The organism is Nitrospira moscoviensis, from assembly GCF_001273775.1.
GTDB lineage: Bacteria > Nitrospirota > Nitrospiria > Nitrospirales > Nitrospiraceae > Nitrospira_D > Nitrospira_D moscoviensis.
The window spans coordinates 2,748,861-2,764,726 of record NZ_CP011801.1 but is presented as its reverse complement, the minus strand read 5'-3'; the positions used below and the strand labels follow the sequence as shown (position 1 = coordinate 2,764,726).

General features: G+C 57.3%; 16 protein-coding genes. 15 read left to right on the top strand and 1 reads right to left on the bottom strand.

From position 1 onward, the window contains the following. Positions 1 to 87: 87 nt before the first annotated feature. From NITMOv2_RS13445 to NITMOv2_RS23530, 8 genes are all read left to right on the top strand, one after another. Complete coding sequence (locus NITMOv2_RS13445) at positions 88 to 447, top strand: hypothetical protein (RefSeq protein ID WP_053380354.1); 360 nt, start codon at positions 88 to 90, stop codon at positions 445 to 447. 404 nt (positions 448 to 851) lie between these two features. After that, positions 852 to 2,297, top strand: a complete 1,446-nt coding sequence (locus NITMOv2_RS13440) for a FixH family protein (protein WP_053380353.1) — start codon at positions 852 to 854, stop codon at positions 2,295 to 2,297. 92 nt (positions 2,298 to 2,389) lie between these two features. Continuing rightward, positions 2,390 to 5,521 (top strand): efflux RND transporter permease subunit, encoded by a 3,132-nt coding sequence (locus tag NITMOv2_RS13435; protein WP_053380352.1) that lies wholly within the window; start codon positions 2,390 to 2,392, stop codon positions 5,519 to 5,521. Between the two features lie 170 nt (positions 5,522 to 5,691). Next, the gene (locus tag NITMOv2_RS13430) at positions 5,692 to 6,966 is read left to right on the top strand and encodes a TolC family protein (RefSeq protein WP_053380351.1); all 1,275 of its coding nucleotides are present in this window, start codon (positions 5,692 to 5,694) and stop codon (positions 6,964 to 6,966) included. A gap of 249 nt (positions 6,967 to 7,215) precedes the next feature. Continuing rightward, complete coding sequence (locus tag NITMOv2_RS13425; RefSeq protein WP_053380350.1) at positions 7,216 to 7,704, top strand: FixH family protein; 489 nt, start codon at positions 7,216 to 7,218, stop codon at positions 7,702 to 7,704. Positions 7,705 to 7,804: 100 nt separating this feature from the next. Then, positions 7,805 to 8,440, top strand: a complete 636-nt coding sequence (locus tag NITMOv2_RS13420) for a class I SAM-dependent methyltransferase (protein ID WP_053380349.1) — start codon at positions 7,805 to 7,807, stop codon at positions 8,438 to 8,440. Positions 8,441 to 8,475: 35 nt separating this feature from the next. Beyond that, positions 8,476 to 8,955 carry a DUF418 domain-containing protein gene (locus NITMOv2_RS13415; protein ID WP_053380348.1) on the top strand — a complete coding sequence of 160 codons (480 nt, stop codon included), beginning with the start codon at positions 8,476 to 8,478 and terminating at the stop codon, positions 8,953 to 8,955. A 387-nt stretch (positions 8,956 to 9,342) separates the two neighbouring features. Next, the gene (locus tag NITMOv2_RS23530) at positions 9,343 to 9,702 is read left to right on the top strand and encodes a hypothetical protein (RefSeq protein ID WP_145976331.1); all 360 of its coding nucleotides are present in this window, start codon (positions 9,343 to 9,345) and stop codon (positions 9,700 to 9,702) included. 157 nt (positions 9,703 to 9,859) lie between these two features. Here the strand turns inward: NITMOv2_RS23530 and NITMOv2_RS22830 are convergent, their stop codons facing one another. Next, entirely contained in the window at positions 9,860 to 10,624 is a 765-nt protein-coding gene (locus tag NITMOv2_RS22830) for an IS5 family transposase (RefSeq protein WP_083448010.1), read from the bottom strand. A 97-nt stretch (positions 10,625 to 10,721) separates the two neighbouring features. Between NITMOv2_RS22830 and NITMOv2_RS25050 the strand changes: the two genes are divergently transcribed. The 7 genes from NITMOv2_RS25050 to NITMOv2_RS23970 all read left to right on the top strand — a co-directional run bounded on the left by NITMOv2_RS25050 (position 10,722) and on the right by NITMOv2_RS23970 (position 15,862). Next, a complete protein-coding gene (locus NITMOv2_RS25050; RefSeq protein WP_083448009.1) occupies positions 10,722 to 11,072 on the top strand; it encodes a four-helix bundle copper-binding protein in 351 nt (116 codons plus the stop codon). A gap of 242 nt (positions 11,073 to 11,314) precedes the next feature. Continuing rightward, a complete protein-coding gene (locus NITMOv2_RS23980) occupies positions 11,315 to 11,476 on the top strand; it encodes a hypothetical protein (RefSeq protein WP_187299207.1) in 162 nt (53 codons plus the stop codon). A gap of 9 nt (positions 11,477 to 11,485) precedes the next feature. Further along, complete coding sequence (locus tag NITMOv2_RS13405; protein ID WP_053380347.1) at positions 11,486 to 11,815, top strand: hypothetical protein; 330 nt, start codon at positions 11,486 to 11,488, stop codon at positions 11,813 to 11,815. A gap of 179 nt (positions 11,816 to 11,994) precedes the next feature. Then, on the top strand, positions 11,995 to 12,285 hold the full coding sequence (locus tag NITMOv2_RS13400) for a hypothetical protein (RefSeq protein ID WP_145976330.1): 291 nt from the start codon (positions 11,995 to 11,997) through the stop codon (positions 12,283 to 12,285). A gap of 355 nt (positions 12,286 to 12,640) precedes the next feature. Then, positions 12,641 to 13,303: a DUF4396 domain-containing protein gene (locus NITMOv2_RS13395; RefSeq protein ID WP_202967225.1), complete on the top strand. Its 663-nt coding sequence runs from the start codon at positions 12,641 to 12,643 to the stop codon at positions 13,301 to 13,303. 70 nt (positions 13,304 to 13,373) lie between these two features. Continuing rightward, a complete protein-coding gene (locus NITMOv2_RS23975) occupies positions 13,374 to 14,453 on the top strand; it encodes an NAD-dependent epimerase/dehydratase family protein (protein ID WP_053380345.1) in 1,080 nt (359 codons plus the stop codon). Continuing rightward, positions 14,447 to 15,862, top strand: a complete 1,416-nt coding sequence (locus NITMOv2_RS23970; RefSeq protein WP_202967224.1) for a vitamin K epoxide reductase family protein — start codon at positions 14,447 to 14,449, stop codon at positions 15,860 to 15,862. Before NITMOv2_RS23975 ends, NITMOv2_RS23970 begins: the two co-directional genes overlap by 7 nt. Positions 15,863 to 15,866 lie beyond the last annotated feature (4 nt).

Sequence of the window (15,866 nt, the reverse complement as noted above, 5' to 3'; positions counted from 1 at the left end):
ACCAGCCGGCCTCTTTACCAGGCTCTCTGCTCCTGATTGACACCGGTCAAATCAAAGCGTATCGTAATTACGGATGAGGAGTGGCATATGCCGCGTGTGCGTTTTGTTATCGCTGGGGCGTTGGTTCTGCTGTTGTTGATCTTCAGCTTCAACGCCTACGCTTGCCTGTTGCCACTGTTTGGTGTTCCGCAGGCGGCGATGGGTGGCAGCTGCGCGGACCCGGAGGACCAGCCGGTCCGCCAGTTCTGCGACACCTTCACTACACTTGGCCTCCACGCTGCTTCAGACTTCCATCTCTCGGTTGATGCGCATGCGGTAAGTCCGGCCGAGGCTGCCCCGCTGACTTCGCTGATCAGCTTGTCTCCCTGGACCCCTAGCCCCGAGGGATATCCCGCACAACGACCTCCACAGGACGCCGTGGTGAGAACCACGGTCCTTCGCATCTGATTCTTTCCTCTCTTTCTTCCGTTAGATCTACGTAGATAGTTTCGTACGTCTCGATTTTAGACGCCTGTTTCATTGGCTCTTTTGCCGATTCTCTTGTTGACGCTCGACTGCTTTCGACTTGGGGTGGTCGATAATCAAGGAACGGAAGAAACGCCGATCTTCTTTGCTATGAAGTGACTCGTAACTGGAGGTGCGTGATGCTGAAGGCAAAGCCGACACGCTGGGTTCTTATTAGCTTCGGAATCCTCGTTGTTATTGGAGGGTTGGTCCTGCTAATGGAGCCCAAAGGACACCGGGAGCCGAAGGGACAGCATGAGGTGTCAACCAATGAGGCTGAGCAAGGAGGAAAACCACCAGCTCCCACCGAAATCCCTGCTGCCATTACTTCCACGCAAGCGTACGCGATGGTGTCGCCTCGTAAGCAGCAGCTGATTGGGGTGACCACGGCCGTCGTTGAGAAGCGGTCGCTGGAGACAACCGTACGGGCCGTGGGGCGAATCGAGTATGACGAGCAGCGGATTACCCATGTCAATCTTCGCATCTCAGGATGGGTGGAAGATCTCTTCGTGGATTACACAGGACAAGTGGTACGCAAAGGGGAGCCGCTCTTCACCTTGTACAGCCCGGATCTCGTGGCGAGCCAAGATGAGCTCCTTCTCGCCTTACGGGCCCGGGAGAAAGTCAAAAATAGTCCACTGAGTGAAGTACACCAGCAGGCCGATCAACTGGTCGACGCGGCCCGGGACCGGCTGCGCTTGTGGACGCTGACGAATCAACAGATTGATGAGATCGTCCGCCGAGGCAAGGCCAACACCTACTTGACGATTTATGCTCCGGTCACGGGCTACGTCATTGAGAAGCCGGTGTTCAAAGGGATGTTTGTCCAGCCGGAGACGCGGGTGTACTCGATCGCCGATCTCAGTCAGGTGTGGATGAACGCGGAGATCTATGAATTCGAGGTGCCATTCGTCACAGTAGGCCAGCTGGGAACGGCGACGTTCACCGCGTATCCGGGCGAGCAGTTTCACGGACGCGTGTCCTACATCTACCCCTATCTGAACCAGGAGGCGCGGACCGTGAAAGTTCGCTTGGAGATGCCGAATCCCACGCTCCTGCTGAAGCCCGAGATGTACGGTACTGTTCAGATCGCGGTGCATCGCGGGGTGCAGCTCGCGCTACCCGAGGGCGCGCTGCTGGATTCCGGGACCCGCAAATTGGTGTTTGTCACACGAGGCGAAGGGCTGTTTGAACCACGGGAGGTCACGGTCGGGCCGAAGATCGGGGCCTACTACGAGGTGCAAAAGGGCGTGCAAGCCGGCGAGCGCGTTGTGACTTCAGGCAACTTCCTCATTGATTCGGAGAGCAAGCTCATGGCGGCCACGAACATGATGGGTTCGCTCGGCATGGGCGGCGTCAAGATGGAGCAGGCCCAGATGGGCAAGATGGACATGGGCGAGATGAACATGGAGGGCAGTCAGAAGACAACGAGCAAACGATCTGAATTCGAGCAGCACAAGCAGGCGGATGGGCTGTCGATCAGCCTTTCGACACAGCCCGCTTCGCCGAGGATTGGGCAGAACGTCATTCGAGTGACCGTGATCAATAAGGACGGCAAGCCAGTCTCCAACGCCAACGTCCAGCTCACCTACACCATGCCGATGCCGGGCATGATGCCGGCGACGGTACCGATGAAACGTGGGAAGGACGGGACGTATGAGGCGACTGTGAATCTCGGCATGGCGGGCCAGTGGGATCTCACGATCACAGTGGAGCGTCCTGGCCAGACTAATCTGAAGGAAACATTTTCGGTGACGGCCGGCGGCGGGATGTCCGGCATGCAGGGAATGTGAGACGAATAGTTCGCCGAGTCCGTGATGACAGCGGTCAGAAGAGCGTTAGCCTTCAGCGCCAGGTGGGGCTTCCAGCACAAGGTGGGTGAGACATGATCGAGCGCATCATCGCGTGGAGCGCCCAAAACGGTTTTCTGGTCATGCTGGCCCTCGTGCTCGTAGTGGGCTGGGGTGTCTGGGCCGTCTATCACACGCCGCTGGATGCCATCCCGGACCTCTCGGATGTTCAGGTGATCGTCTTCACCGAATGGCAAGGCCGCAGCCCTGATCTCGTCGAGGATCAGATTACTTATCCCATCATCACCTCGATGCTGGGCGCACCCAACATCAAATCTGTTCGCGGGCAGTCCTTTCTCGGGCTCTCGTTCGTGTACGTCATTTTCGAAGACGGCACGGATATGTATTGGGCCCGCAGCCGGGTCCTCGAATACTTACAGTCCGCGCTCGGGAAATTGCCGGAGGGCATCACACCAACGATAGGCCCGGACGCGACCGGCGTGGGCTGGGTGTACCAGTATGCCCTGGTCGATCGGTCAGGACGCTACGATCTCGCCGCCCTGCGGAGCTTTCAGGACTGGTATCTGCGGTACTGGCTGTGGAGCGTGCCCGGCGTAGCGGAAGTGGCGTCTGTCGGCGGTTTCGTCAAGCAGTATCAAGTGAACATCGATCCCACGAAGCTACTCGGCTACCGCATTCCGATCAAGAAGGTCATTGAGGCGATCCGGCGCAGCAACAACGACGTCGGCGGTCGTGTCGTGGAGGTGAGTGAGCGAGAGTACATGGTGCGCGGACTAGGCTACATCCGAACGCTGGATGACATCCGGCAAGTGGCGATCGGGGCGGACGCTGAAGGAACCCCGATCCTGGTCCGCGATGTCGCCCATGTCACGTTGGGCCCGGACATCCGACGCGGTGCGGCGGAGCTGGATGGGCAAGGGGAGGCGGTCGGGGGCATTATCGTCATGCGCTATGGCGAAAACGCGCTCGCCGTCATCGATCGCGTCAAACGGAAGCTCGAGGAGATCAAGGCCTCGATCCCCGAGGGCATGGAGATCCTGCCGGTGTACGATCGCTCCGACTTCATTCTCCGCGCCATTGCCACGCTCAAAGAGAAGCTGATCGAGGTGAGCCTCGTCGTCAGTCTGATCAGCTTGGTCTTTCTGTTCCACGTGCGCTCGGCGCTCGTCGCCATCCTGACCTTACCGGTCGCGATTCTGCTCGCCTTCCTCGGCATGTACTACCTCGGAATCAGTTCCAATGTGATGTCGCTGGCCGGCATCGCTATTGCCATCGGCGCGATGGTCGATGCGGTCATCGTCATGATCGAAAACGCGCACAAGCGCGTGGAGCAATGGGAGGCGCAGCAGCGGGAGGGACACGCACCGCAGGAGTCCCGGGCGGCGGTCATCATACGGGCGGCGCAGGAAGTGGGAAAACCGCTGTTCTTCTCGCTCCTCATCATCACCGTCTCCTTCCTGCCCGTCTTCAGCCTCGAGGCGCAAGAAGGACGGCTGTTCAAGCCACTCGCCTGGACGAAGACCGCCTCCATGTTCTTCGCGTCATTGGTCTCAATCACGCTGGCTCCGCTGCTGATGGTCTGGCTACTCCGTGGAAAGATCCGACCTGAAGAGACAAATCCCCTCAATCGCTGGCTGATCCGGCTCTATCGCCCGCTCGTGGCCGGTGCCATACGGGCCCGGTGGGTGATCATCCTTCTGGCCGTGCTCGCCGTGGCGGGGATCGTGCCCCTCTATCAGAAATTGGGGTCGGAATTCATGCCGCCGCTCAACGAAGGCAGTATCCTCTACATGCCCACCGCCCTGCCGGGCATCTCCATCACGGAAGCCACGCAGATCCTCCAGCAGCAAGATCAGCTCATCAAGCAATTCCCCGAGGTGGATCATGTCTTCGGCAAGGTAGGCCGAGCCCGAACACCGACTGATCCGGCGCATCTGAGCATGGTCGAGACCGTCGTGACGCTGAAGCCGGAAGAGGAGTGGCGGCCCGGTGTCACCTGGGATTCCCTGATCGCGGAGTTGGATAAGAAGGTGAAATTTCCGGGGATGCCGAATATCTGGTGGATGCCGATCCAGACGCGGACCGAAATGCTGGCGACAGGGATCCGGAGTAATCTCGGGATCAAAATTCTCGGGTCCGACCTGGGCGAGATCGAGCGGATCGGTTTGCAGATCGAGAGCCTCCTGTCCGGACTGCCTGGCACCCGGAGCGCCTATGCGGAGCGGGTCACCGGCGGCTACTATCTGGACGTCCGCGTGAACCGCGGGGAGGTAGCGCGCTATGGGCTGACGGTGGAGGATGTCGAGGATATCGTCGAAACCGCGATCGGCGGAAAGAATATCACCCAGACTGTCGAAGGTCGGGAGCGCTATCCGATCAATGTGCGGTATGCGCGCGAGCTACGGGACGATGTTGAATCGTTACGAAGGGTCTTGGTGTCGACACCGCGCGGGGCACAGGTGCCCCTCGTGCAATTGGCCGAGATCAAGATGGTGACGGGACCTCCCTCCGTCCGTGATGAGCAAGGCTCGCTGGCGGGGATCGTCTTCGTGGATGTGGCCGGACGTGACCTCGGTGGCTATGTGGCTGAGGCGAAACGATTGGTCGGCGAACGTGTCAAGGTCGAGCCCGGCTATCGGTTGGTCTGGGGCGGGCAGTACCAGTACATGGAACGGGCCAAAGCCCGCCTCATGATCGCCGTCCCCCTCACGGTCTTCCTGATCTTCATCCTGCTCTATCTCAACTTTCGTTCGGTGGCCCGGAGCCTCATCGTGCTGCTCTCGGTCCCCTTTGCTGTGGTCGGCGCAATCGTCTTCCTCCATCTCCTGAACTACAACTTGAGCGTGGCCGTGTGGGTCGGGATTATTGCACTCGCGGGTGTCGCGGCGGAGACTGGCGTGGTCATGATCATCTTTCTCGATGAGGCCTACGACCGCTGGCAGCGAGAGGGCCGGCTGCGATCGATGTCCGATCTCCGCAGCGCCATTATCGAAGGCGCCGCGCAGCGGGTCCGCCCCAAAGTGATGACGGCTTCCGCGATTCTCATTGGGCTCTTGCCGATCATGTGGGGCCACGGCGCGGGAGGGGATGTCATGAGACGGATCGCCGCCCCGATGATCGGCGGGATGGTGTCCTCGACAGTGCTCACGCTGCTTGTCATTCCGGCCATCTACGCCGTATGGCGAAGCCGAGCACTGCGTCAATGAACCGGAGCGGTGAGTGCTGCCCTTCGCCCGCTGATCACCGGCATCGGTTCTTCGCGAGGACCAGCCGTCGCATGAAAAAGGGCAGCCCAGGCGGAACAGCGAGCGAAGCTCTGATGATCTATCCGGAGCGGTAAGCGCTAACACTGGATCTCTAACACTGGAGGATTGTGATGAAGGCCGACCATCTCCTACGTGGGTGCCTGTCGCTCGTTCTCATTGGTGCACTGGCCGGGACGGCACAAGCCGCCCCACCGCTCGATATCCCCTTAGAGTTAGCCGACCTGATGCAAGAAGCCTTAGCGCGCAATCCTGAAATTCAGGCGGCCCATCAACAATGGGAGGCGTCAAAGGAGCGGGTGCCTCAGGCCGGTACCCTGCCCGATCCAACGTTCGGGGTGCAGCTCTGGAACTTCCCAGAGAACGGGAATCTCCTGACCAGTCCAGGACGGACCCAGAATACCATCTTGACCCTAGCCCAAAAGTTCCCGTTCCCCGGAAAACTGCCGTTGAATGCCGAAGTGGCCAACCGCGCGGCGGGCATCCGTGAACAGGCGATCCGCGCCAAGGAGCGTGAAATTCTGGCGCGATTAAAGCAGGCCTACTATGAATTGTATCTAGCGCACAAAGAGATTGAGGTGCATCACGACCAGATTGACATCGTCCGGCAGTTGTTCGACGCGGCGACGGCGAAATTCCGTGCCGGGCAGGGCACGCAGGTCGATGTGCTGAAAGCCCAGGTTGAGTTGTCGGACCTCTATCAGCGATTGCCGGTTCTCGAGCAACGGCGGGAGACGGCGGCCGCCAAGGTCAATACGATTTTGAACCGGGATCCGCGCACACCGCTGGGCCGGCCGCGCGAGCCAGCCGTGGCCGTTCCTGAGAAGCCGATCGAGGCTCTGGAACAGGTGGCCGAGACAACACGGCCCGAACTAAAGGCAGCCTCGCTCAGCATCGAACGGAGCCGACAGGCGGTCGCGTATGCCAAGCGGCAATACTATCCCGACTTTGAAGTTGCGGTTCAGCGGTTTCAAAACTACCAGGCAGTAGATGGTTTTGGCGCGATTGGCATCATGAGCATTCCCTTTTCCTTCTGGACGAAGAGCAAATATGACGCGGGGGTACGGGAAGCCAAGGCGACGGAAGCGGCCGCCCGTGCGGAATTGCAGACTTGGCAGAATGTGACGCGGTTTCAGATCAGTGAACTGCTCGCGAAGGTCCACGCACAGCAACAGGTCGTCGATCTCTATCGGACGACGATCCTGCCCCAAGCGGAACAAAACATGGAGGCGGCACGCGCCGGGTACCGGACCGGGCGAAATAGTTTTCTCGACTTCTTAGAGGCGGAGCGCGCGTGGTTGGAGTTTCGACTGGCGTACTACCGGGCGTTGACTGAACGGGAGAGTCAGTTTGCTGTCCTGGAGCAAGTCGTGGGCACATTACTCTAAGCCCACATAGCGTCGTCCTGAGGCATGAATGCATATAAGACCGGAAGATAAGGCCTGTACTTCATTGAAATACAGGAACTCGCCGATCCAGACGAATCGGGTAAATGGCTGCCAATCATGGCGCGATGATTGCCGTGGGAGCAGGCGAACAGTAAGTCATGGATGGGAGAAGATGAAACGTGACGAGAGCATCGGAGGTCCATTGGATTAGAGGATGCTTGAACAAGGAAACAGCAAGGAGGGAATGGCATGAAATCCATAAGCCAGTTTGTTGCAGTGTCCCTGATGCCCGCTGTGGTGTCGGGCTGTATGTGCATGATGCCGATGGAGAAGATGGATATGGAGAAGGAGAAGATGGGACAGATGGACATGGGCAATAAAGGCCAGACCCATGAGATGGCTGGAAGGAGGATCGAAACAACGAAAAGCGAAAAACGGGTGGGGGACCTGATCGTGGCCTTCTCGACCATTCCTGCGAAACCGACAGTGGGCGAGAATGTGTTGCGCGTGAAGCTGACCGATGCTGCCGGAGGAACCGTCAGAGACGCCGTGGTGACATTCGATGTGACCATGACGATGCCAGGGATGACCGCGATGGAAGAGACAGCGGCCATGACTAGAGACATGTATCAGGCCAACGCGAACTTTGGTATGGCAGGAGAATGGCAAATCACCGTCAAGATCCAGCGGGCAGGGGCAGCTGAACGGCGTGAACACTTCACTGTCACCGTGAGCTGAGAAGCAGAGGCTCTCAGAACAAGTCTTTGACAGAGGCGCTGGCGGGCGTGGCGGCATTCAGAGGCGCGACTGTTAGGAATCCCCATCGAGAGGGGAAATCATGACTTTGAGACAATGCAAGCCGCTTCACATCATCCTGATCTTGCTGATCGCCGCTGCTTGTACGGGCTGCACGAGTTTCAAGCGCTGGCTCAATGAAGGATTCGGGCGCGACGGATGGCAGCACCCCGAAGAAGTTCTCCAGGCGCTCAACCTGAAGGACGGGCAATTCGTCGCGGACCTTGGCTCGGGAAGCGGGTATTTCACATTCCGACTTGCAGAAGCTGTTCGTCCGACGGGAAAGGTGTACGCGGTGGACGCCGATCCAGGAATGAATGACTATGTGGCAGCACGTGCCCGGGAAGAACGCTATGCAAACATCGATGTGATTCTTGCCAAGCCTGATGACCCCTTATTACCGGAGTCCGGCGTCGATTTGATCTTTACCTGTATCACCTATCACCACCTGGAAGACCGGGTATCGTACTTTAAGAACGCCAGCAAGTACCTCCGTCCCGGCGGGAGGATAACGGTCATCGATTTCAACGGTGAAGGATGGTTCACGAGACTGATAGGCCACTGGACGCCCCGAGAAGTCATCCTGCAAGAGTTGCAGCAAGCTGACTACTCGCTTCAGCAAGAACTCACATTCCTTCCGAACCAAGTGTTCCTGCTCTTCTCCTATCGAGGAAGGTAAACGAAGCGAGCGACCGTGATAGGCGCCGGAGGACGATGAGCCGCTTCTATGATGCCGCTTCAAGGACCCCATTGGCCACGACTCTCGCCCGCATCTTTATTGCGGCGGTTGTCTTCAATTATCCCTGGGAACGCGCGCAGTCCACGCTGTACGTTGGAAGGGACGGAACCCCTATTCCCTGGTGGCAGTGCTTCTCGATGAGTCTCGGCGACGGCCTGCTCGTCCTGCTCATTTTCTGGATCGGGTGGATGTGGTTTGGTCAGCCAGGATGGTTTGAGCATCCTGGGCTTCGCGAGTATGCGCTCATGGCCGTGACCGGGCTTGTCATGATCATTCCGCTTGAAGGGATCATGATTTATGGCGTGGAGTGGTGGAGCTATACCACACAGATGCCCCTCATTCCGGGAGTTGCAGTGGGCGTCACCTCGGTGGCGCAGATGCTGCTGCTCCCGCCGTTGATCTTCCGGGTCGTTGCGATGGGGCGTCGGAGGAAGACGAAAGAGCGGGCATCTTGAAGAAACATCGCTCCCTATTCAAACAAAAGGGTTTCATACCACCAACCGAGGTGCACGGCGTGATCACGGGTCGTCATTTCGTCTCCAATGAAGGGACGAGTTGTCCGATCGAAGACATGCTGTCCATACAGGTAGGGCATCAAGGTGATGGTTTTCCTAATCGTCTTCGATTTTAGAGCTGGTCAAAACTTCCGACGCTTTATCCCAAGTTTCAACTCTGACGCCATAACTCTCTCACTTCTCTCGCTGTGCGTGCTGGGATAACCCCATTATGCCTATAGGTCTGCATTTTGCAGACTCAGTACCCGCGTCTGCGATGCCCAAGATCAGCGGGTCAAAATCTGCTGATACTGACTGTCTCGCCTGAAGGCATGCTGAAATCATACGATGGGTTGTATTGCGTTGATACCTCGAATTATCTCCGTTTCATTAGTGCTGATTCTTTTCGGGCTGACATTTAACGCCTACGCGTGTCTGCTTCCGTTGTTCAGTGCCGGGCAAACTCCAATGGGGTGCGGATCCTCAACTGATCAGCCGGTGCGTGAGTATTGCGACGTCTTTAAAACCTTCAGCGTCGAGCATGCCGATCAGTCTCATCCTTGGCTCGATATTCAGACTAGCTCTTTAGAACAAGCGATTGTAGTAAGCCTCATCGATCCGCCGGGTATAGCGCCGCCTCGTTTCTACGATTTCTTAGCCCCACCGGTCGACGAAGTCCTCGCGAAACTGACTGTTCTTCGATTGTGATCTGCCTGCCTCCACCCGCATCTTCTGGAATGCGGAGCTGACACGCACGCCTTCTGGAGTGCGGTCCTAATCTTGATCTCCTTACCGTAACGCCGAGATTGTGTCGGTCATCCATTCCCATGGACCTTTATCGCTTGTGAGAGAACTAGAACCTATCTCAAAATTGCTTCAGCAGCATCGTAATGGACGCGAGCTGCACAAAGCCGAGGAAATTGGAGGCGTAATATTCCCAGCGAACAAGCAGCCGCCGCTTCCATTGCAGCCAGGCAAAGAAGCGTTCGACGAGCCAGCGGCGTTGGTACCGCCGCAGATGGCGGCCATCTTGCGTCTTGAGTTTCCGGGTCGACCGATGCGGCGCAATCATGTTGACCCCGTCCTGCTTGAGGTCGTCATCGAGACCATCACTGTCATAGGCGCGGTCGCCAATGAGATGCTCGGGCTTCGCCTCCAGCATGTAGAAGTCGAAACTGAGTTGCACCAACGTGACTTCATGATGATGGGCCGCGTGGGTGCTGACGGAGAGTGGCAAGCCATGGCGGTCCACGATCGCCAGAATCGTGACGCCTTTGCCCCGGCGGGTTTTGCCGATGCCGTCGCCACCGCCCTTGGCCGACGCAAACGTGGCATCGATGAAACTCTCGCGCTCATCGATGTCGCCTTCTTCGCGCAGTGTGTTGGCCATGAGAATGTCGCGCAGCACCTTGCGTTCGCACCACTGCTGAAAGCGGCGATGCACCGTCTTGTAGTTGGGATAACACTGCGGCAGCATGTGCCACTGTGCGCCCGTGTTCAAAATCCACAGCACGGCCTCCAAGACTGCCCGCGCCGGCACGGGCTTGCGACCAACGCGCCCATCAGCGATGTGCTCCTCGGGCAAATGTTCGCGAATCCGTTCCCATTGGTCATCGCGCAGCCGCAGCATGGCGGCGCATTATAAGTGATGCGCTTATCGATGCAACCATTTTGAGATAGGTTCTAGTCTCGCAGCATTGTCACCAGGACCGAAAGGAGGATTCTACATGGCTCATCAATATCAAACGTGTATGGAAGCCTGTGTGAGATGTGCCGAAGAGTGCGAATCGTGCGGGAACCAGTGTCTAGGCGAAATGCCCGAATGCGCCCGGCTTTGCATCGATTGCGCGGACCTATGCTGGTCCTGTGCGGCATTTATCAGCCGGGACTCCCCTTTTATTGCAGAGCTGTGCGGCGTCTGTGCCACCGCATGTGACGCGTGTGCTGGCGAATGCGAGAAGCATCAGAACGAACATTGCCGACGGTGTGCCGAAGCTTGTCGGCGATGTGCAGAAGAGTGTCGGAAAGTCGCCGCCACCGCTGGGGCACGGCAACAGCCGGCCGGAACTCGCCGATAAAGTCATTCGAAACACAAGTGGGGCGAGGTTCATCGAGCCTTGCCCCACTAGGTAAGACGTACAGAAGATAAGAGTGGCCGCATCATGATGGATGGAATGATGGGAATGGGCGCCGGGATGCTGATCTGGGGAATCGTCGGGATTCTCCTGATCGTACTGCTCGTCCTGCTCATCGCCAAACTGTTGAAGAGTTGAGTGCGCCGGCAATTGACGTTCGCCCCTTTAGAAGAAAGGGTATTCCAATGGAAGGGCAAATGATGCAAGGCACGATGATGGACGGGACCATGATGCTCTGCATGGTCGCCTCGACGCTGTTCGCATTCATTGTCGCTGTCGCCGTCATTATTCAGCCGGTCCTACTGTCGAAGATTCTGGGAGAAGTCAGAAAATTGAAGAAGCCATGATCAGGGGAGATGATTGACATGCTAACGTTCCGGGACATTCAGAATTGTGAAGGCTATTACTATAACCTGGAGACGGGTGACATTCTGCGCAACGTCGGTCCTGACCAAACCGGCTGCTGGGCGGAAGGATCCTGGGTCAAGGTCAGTCCTGACCATGATCTGGATGTTCCTCAATACGAGTTGCTCACGGCCGATATCTCAGCCACCTTTGAAGAGGTACAACGAGAGGCTGCAACAAAGTATGGCCACTCTGCCGGACGTTTTATCAATCGGCAGACTGCTGTGCAGCCGGATGGTGCTGTGGTTACGGAAGAAGCGAACGTGAAGAAGGCCGAATAAGTGTTGCCAACGTTGTCTTGGCAAGAAAGAAGGAGAATGCCATGACACACAGAAGAAGGACTCGGTTACACATTGCCATCGGAGTGGGACTGCTAGTCTTAATGTTCTTCATGCCCTGGCAAACACTGGCCGAGATGAAAGCGCCGGAGTCGCAACAGGGAAGCGGAGACATGAGGTCCATGAAGAAGATGATGGGGGAGTGCCGGGAACACCATGACAAGGCGTCCAAGGCGATCGATCAGATGATGATAAGGATGGAAGAGGGGCAACGGTCGAATGACGCAACCAAGATGCGGGCGACGCTCGAAGCGAGCCAGAACGGCCTGGCCGACCTGAAACAAGATATGGCCACCTGCATGAACATGATGAGCATGATGGACAAGATGGATAGCGGAATGGGCGGCCATATGGACGAGATGGGCGGCATGCGAGAAGGCATGGAAGGCATGATGGAGCGGAAAAGCCGATAGCACGATCCCGCCAGAATCCCATACGGCGGGACCGGGTTGCCGGGGAGTACCCTGGATATCGCGTTTGGGATCGATGTGGAATTGAGTTGGAACAACGGCTGCCGGGGTAACTGGTTGCTCTACCTGTGACGTGAAACTCAAGGGAAGGCTGGACTCATGAAGCGTCGGACGCTGAACTTGACCAAGAAGGATCCTTGAAATTTGGCTGCCCTCGCGGTGAGGGTGCCAAGGCGATCCAAAGGATCTCGTCGTTGAGATTCCTTCTGTGACAAGAATCTTGTAAGGCGGAAGTCAGGCTAGCGGTTCCATGTGTAGCGTACCACCATTGAGCTCTCTTCATGTTTTAAGCGTCCCTATGTTTGTCATCCTGTGGTATGGCTTTGGGATTGTTGCGGCCGGCTGGGTCCTCTATGACTCGCTGGTGGTAAACCGCTATGTCATGCCTGCCTTAAAGGTCGGCTGGCCCATTGTCGTCATTTTCTTCTCGGTAATTGGCCTGCTGTTGTACCTCTGGACCTGCCGCCCGCGGGGCATCGGAAGCAAGCAAGGCCGGGCTGCCAAGCAAATGCATTCGTTGTTTGTCTCTGATGAGTGGAAAAAAATTATCGGGTCGGTGATTCACTGTGTCAGTGGGGACGGATTAGGCATCATGAGTGCCATGGTCATCACGCGATGGTTGCGGATGCCTTTCTGGTCGGAATTTTGGATTGAATATGTTGTTGGCTTTGCCTTTGGCTGGTTTTTGTTCCAGTACGGTGCTATGCGACAGATGGGGAATCCCCCGCTCCTGGCATTGTGGAAAGGAGGCCGAGCCGAATTCTTTTCCATGATCACGGTGATGCTTGGGATGGGCTTAGTAATGCGCTTTGTCACGCCCAATGTGGTCGGGGCCCCGCCGCCTCCGAACAGTGCGGCCTTTTGGGGCTTCGGCGCCCTGGGTCTTATGGTGGGCGCGGTACTGACGTATCCCATGAATTGGTGGATGGTAAGAATTGGCTGGAAACATGGCATGGCATGACACACAGTAATCATGACTCTCTGACGTGGATGCTTCAATGGAAAGGGAAAACAGGGATTCCAGGCGAGGTGTGATTCTCGTCACGGGCAGCAGCGGACTCATCGGCACCTCCCTGATCTTTCGCCTAACGGAACAGTTCTCAGTTATTGGGTTCGATCGTCAAGCCGCCGTCCCACACCCGCCGCCGAATGTAGACGGCGTGTCGGTGGATCTCACGTGCGAGGAAAGTGTAGGGCAGGCGCTCACCTATGTGCGGGAACGCTATGGGGAGACGCTCGCCTCGGTTGTGCATCTTGCTGCCTATTATGATTTTTCCGGGAAGCCGAGCCCAAAATATGACGACATTACGGTGAAGGGAACTGCGCGGTTGTTGAAGGGCCTCAAGGCATTTCAAGTCAAGCAGTTCACCTTTTCCAGCACGATGCTGGTTCACGCGCCGTGCCAGCCAGGTCAGCGCATCAATGAAAAGTGGCCGCTTGAACCGACATGGGCCTATCCGGAATCCAAGGTCAAGACCGAAAACCTCATTCTCGCCGAGCGGGGATCCACGCCGGTCGTGCTGGTCAGAATCGCGGGCGTGTATACCGACCGGTGTCGTTCGATTCCCTTGGCGCATCAGATCCAGCGGATCTATGAACGAAAGTTCGTCAGTCATGTCTTTCCTGGTCACATTGCCCACGGTCAGGCGTTCCTGCATCTCGATGATCTGGTCGATATGTTCGTACGACTTGTGCACCATCGCCAGCAATTGCCTCCTACACTTCCACTGCTCGTCGGCGAAGCCGAGGTCCTGAGCTATGATGAACTACAACATCAGTTCGGTCGCTTAATCCACAGCGAAGAGTGGCAAACGTGGGAAATCCCTAAGACGCTGGCGCGAGGCGTGGCGTGGCTTCAGGACGCTCTGCCATTCGGGGGAAGGCCGTTCATAAAACCGTGGATGATCGACCATGCGGATGATCATTACGCTTTGGATATCACGCAGGCGCGTACCCTCCTGGATTGGGAACCGAAGCGTGCATTGCGGAACAGACTGCCTCTCATGATCCGTGCGCTCAAAGCCGATCCGCTTGCGTGGTATCGCGAGCACAAACTGGAGCCTCCGTCATGGAGCACACAGGCTCCACAGAGCAGGATAGGAGAATGGTGATGGCAAGTCGTCAAGCAACTCACCAGGAACATCAGCATTCCAGGCATCCGGCGGCGATGGAAACAACACACGAAGGCATGTCAGTCGCCGAGCATGGATCCATGCTCGCGGAGAATCATAAGAAATTTCTCTGGACCTACCACACCAATTTATTGCTCGGTATCTGGCTGCTGACCAGTCCCGTGACCTTCGGTTATCAGAGCACTGGCATGACGTGGAGCGATATCGCCAGCGGGGGACTCGTATTAGCTTTTGGCACACTGGCGCTGTTTCGTCGGGTTTGGGCAGCATGGGCAGTTTGCTTTACAGGTATCTGGCTGCTGTTCGCACCCCTCGTGTTCTGGGCTCCATCCGCTACCGCCTATCTCAACGACACGATCGTCGGCGGCATGCTGATCGCGTTGTCCATCCTCATTCCCGGCATGCCGGGCATGGGCTGGATGGACATGCCGGGTCCGGAGATTCCCCCGGGCTGGACCTACAATCCTTCGACATGGCTTCAGCGCGGCCCTATCATCGCCTTGGCCTTTGTCGGCTTCTTTATTGCTCGGTACTTAGCAGCCTATCAGTTGGGTCACATCCCTTCTGCCTGGGATCCGTTCTTCGGCGACAGCACTCAACAGGTCCTGACTTCCAAAGTCTCGAAAGCCTGGCCAATCTCTGACGCCGGGCTTGGAGCGCTGTCCTATCTCTTGGAAGCCCTGTCTGGATACATGGGTGACAGTCGCCGCTGGCGCACGATGCCCTGGATGGTCCTGATGTTTGCGCTCCTTGTGGTGCCACTGGGCGCGACGAGTATCATCCTCGTTATTCTGCAGCCGGTGTCAATTGGCATGTGGTGTACGCTCTGTCTGGTTGCCGCCGTGGCAATGTTAATTATGGTGCCATTGGCCGTGGATGAAGTAGTGGCGATGGGCCAGTTCATGGTTGCGAGTTCCCGTGCCGGCAAACCGTTCTGGCAGACGTTCTGGAAAGGCGGGAGCATCGAAGGGGGCGGGCCGGATACGCGCTCCCCGGAATTCGGCTCACCGGCTTCGGCCGTCGGTCCTTCAATGATCTGGGGAGTATCCCTTCCGTGGACGTTGGCTGTGGGCACGGCTTTAGGAATGTGGCTCATGGTGGCGCCATCCGTATTAGGAACCGATGCGGCGATCGCGGACTCCGATCATCTGGTCGGGGCGCTCGTCGTGACCTTTGCGGTGATTGCCTGGGCAGAAGTGACTCGCAGCGTGCGATGGTTCAACGCAGTCCTCGGTCTTTGGCTTATCGCCGCACCGTGGCTTTTGGCAGGTGGAATCTCCATGGCAACTTTGAATGATCTTGTCGTTGGTCTCCTGCTTGTGCTCACAAGCCTCCCCCTAGGGACCATACGTGAGCGGTATGCAGGCTGGAGTCGGTACATTATCTAGGACA